This is a genomic window from Propioniciclava sp., from assembly GCF_029977985.1.
Lineage (GTDB): Bacteria > Actinomycetota > Actinomycetes > Propionibacteriales > Propionibacteriaceae > Propioniciclava.
This window is the reverse complement of record NZ_JARKOT010000152.1, coordinates 1-2,499: the sequence shown is the minus strand read 5'-3', so window position 1 is coordinate 2,499 and position 2,499 is coordinate 1. Positions and strand designations below refer to the sequence as shown.

The following is a 2,499-nucleotide window of genomic DNA, read 5'->3' as shown; positions in this document are numbered from 1 at the left end:
TGGACCACGACCACCCGACCCACCCGGGTGCCACGCTCACCGCCACCCCCAGCGGCGGCAGTGCCTGCGTGTCGTCGGAGGTGTTGTCGAGGGAGACCGTGGTGGTCCAGCCCTCATCGTCGGGTTGGTGCCGCAGGCGGGCGGTGAACGCGTCGGTGAGGGTGAGGCGCGCGTCCGCGTCATCCGGCTCCCAGCCCTCGACGGGCTCCCCCGGCAGGCCGAACGCGAACTCCGCGATCGACGCCGGCCCGCGCCGCACCAGCAGCCCGCGGCCCCCGCCGGTGACGGTGCATGCGAACGGCCAGCTCACCTGAGCGCCTCCCCTGGCGCACCGGACGGCTGGCAGATCGCGCACCAGTACAGGTTCCGCCCCGCCAGCGGCTCGGTGCGCACCGGCGAACCGCACACGTGACAGGGCAGCCCGGCGCGCCGGTACACGTACACCTCACCCCCGTGCCGGTCGACGCGGGGATCGCGACCCATGGCGTCCGGGGTGTGCTCGTCGAAGACGGTGTCGATGCGTCCGACGCCGACGGCGGCACGCATCAGGGTCACGAGGTCGGCCCACACGGAGTCGAACACGTCCCGCGGCAACTCGGCGGCAGGCAGGAACGGATCGATGCGGTGCCGGTGCAGTACCTCGGCGCGGAAGATATTGCCCACCCCGGCGAACGCTTTCTGGTCCATGAGCACGGCCGCGAACGGCTTCTTCGACCGGTGCACGATCTGCCAGGCGCGCTCGGGGTCGGCGTCCGGCCGGATCGGGTCGGGCCCCGACGACAGCACCACCGCCGCGCGCTCGTCGGGCGTGATGAGGCGGCACCACTGGGGGCCACGCAGATCGGCGGCGAGGCGTCCGTCGGTGATGCGCAGCCGCAGCGTGTCGTGGCTGGGCGGCGGGAAGTCGCTGGTGAAGCGCAGCTTGCCGATCAGCCCGAGGTGGATCCACACGGTGCCCGGCTCGAAGTCCACGAGCAGGTGCTTGCCCACCGAATCGGCGCCCACGAGTACCGTGCCGTCGAGCTGGGCGGCGGCGTCCGCGAAGCGTCCCTGTGGGCTGCTGACGCCCACCCGCCGGCCACCGAACTCGGCGGCGAGCGCCCGCGCCAGGCGGTGCGTCACGTGACCCTCGGGCATGCGCGCTCCTCTCCGGCCGGCGGCCGCGCCGAGTCTACCCGCGGACGCCCCGACGCCGGTTTTCGACCTCGACACCCCGCGCTCACCAGCGCCGATGCGCTAGGAATGGTGCATGCAGCCGTATGAGTTCGTCGGCGACTGGTCGGGCCAGATCGTCGCCACCTCCATTCACGCCGGCCACGGGCTGCGGCCGGAGGTGGCCGAGCAGATGGTCCTGCCCGAGAGCGACCGCCTGCGCGAGGAGGACCCCTGGACCGACGAGATCGCCGCCGCCCTTCCCGCGCGCGTGCTCGTCCACCGTTCCCGCTTCGAGACCGACCTCAACCGGGTGCGCGAGAAGGCCGTCTACCGCACCCCCGAGGACTGCTGGGGGCTCCACGTCTGGCGCGACAACCCGCTGCCGGACGCAGTCGTCGAGGGCTCCCTCGCCGTCTACGACGCCTTCTTCGCCGCCCTCTTCGAGCGTCTGGACGCCGTCGCCGAGCGGGGCCCGTTCGTGCTGTACGACGTGCACTCCTACAACCACCGGCGCCCGGGACCCGACGAGCCCGACGAGCCCGTCGAGGAGAACCCCGAGGTCAACCTCGGCACCGGCTCGGTCGACCTGGCCACCTTCGGCCCCGTGGTCGGGGCCTTCCGCGCCTCGTTCCTCGACCGCGGCTTCGACCTGCGCGAGAACGTGAAGTTCAAGGGCCAGAACCTGGCCTGGAAGGTCCACGAGCGGTACCCCGGCGTCGGCTGCGTGCTGGCCCTGGAGTTCAAGAAGACCTTCATGGACGAGTGGACGCACGAGTCCGATCACGACCGCATCGCCTACCTGAAGCGGTGCCTCGCCGAGTCCGTCGACCCCGTCCTCGGAGCCCTCCCGCGATGACGTACAACAACCCGCTCGCCATCGCCGACCAGGCGATCGACCACCAGCTGTCCCAGCTGGGCACGAGCATCCGCTTCATCCTCGACGTGACTCCCACCGACGCCGCGGACGTGAAGGAGTCCTTCCTCGACGGCGACGTGGACGAGCCCACCTTCACCTACCGCGACCTGCCGACCGATCCCGAGGTGCTCCACGCGATCCTGAACAGCATCGACGTGGGCCGCGTCGAGGACGCCACCGTCGCCTCCCTGCTGCGTAAGAAGCACCGTGAGCTCGGCCTGCAGCTCACCATGCTGCGCGTCCGCGACACCCCCGACTTCCGGCCGCTCAGCATCGAGCTGTACGGCGGCGTCGCCCCCGACCTGGTCACCGCGGCCGAGTCGATCATGACCCGCATCGCGGGCGGCCCGAGCACGGCCGACAAGCTGGACGCCGACGCGTTCCTCGCCCTCGCCGAGGCCGAGATCGACCACTACCGGGCGTTGGAG

The 2,499-nt window shown here is 71.6% G+C and carries 4 protein-coding genes; 2 read left to right on the top strand and 2 right to left on the bottom strand.

Annotation, left to right across the window (positions count from 1 at the left end; translation table 11 throughout):
• Both Q1K57_RS09460 and Q1K57_RS09455 read right to left on the bottom strand, forming a co-directional pair.
• Positions 1-310: hypothetical protein (locus Q1K57_RS09460; RefSeq protein WP_300081489.1), on the bottom strand; the 310-nt coding region annotated here is incomplete at its 3' end.
• Entirely contained in the window at positions 307-1,137 is an 831-nt protein-coding gene (locus tag Q1K57_RS09455; RefSeq protein ID WP_300081487.1) for a DNA-formamidopyrimidine glycosylase family protein, read from the bottom strand. The genes Q1K57_RS09455 and Q1K57_RS09460, both read right to left, overlap by 4 nt.
• A gap of 112 nt (positions 1,138-1,249) precedes the next feature.
• On the opposite strand from Q1K57_RS09455, the gene Q1K57_RS09450 reads away from it, so the two are divergent.
• The gene (locus tag Q1K57_RS09450; protein ID WP_300081484.1) at positions 1,250-2,011 is read left to right on the top strand and encodes an N-formylglutamate amidohydrolase; all 762 of its coding nucleotides are present in this window, start codon (positions 1,250-1,252) and stop codon (positions 2,009-2,011) included.
• Positions 2,008-2,499: tyrosine/phenylalanine carboxypeptidase domain-containing protein (locus Q1K57_RS09445; protein ID WP_300081481.1), on the top strand; the 492-nt coding region annotated here is incomplete at its 3' end. The genes Q1K57_RS09450 and Q1K57_RS09445, both read left to right, overlap by 4 nt.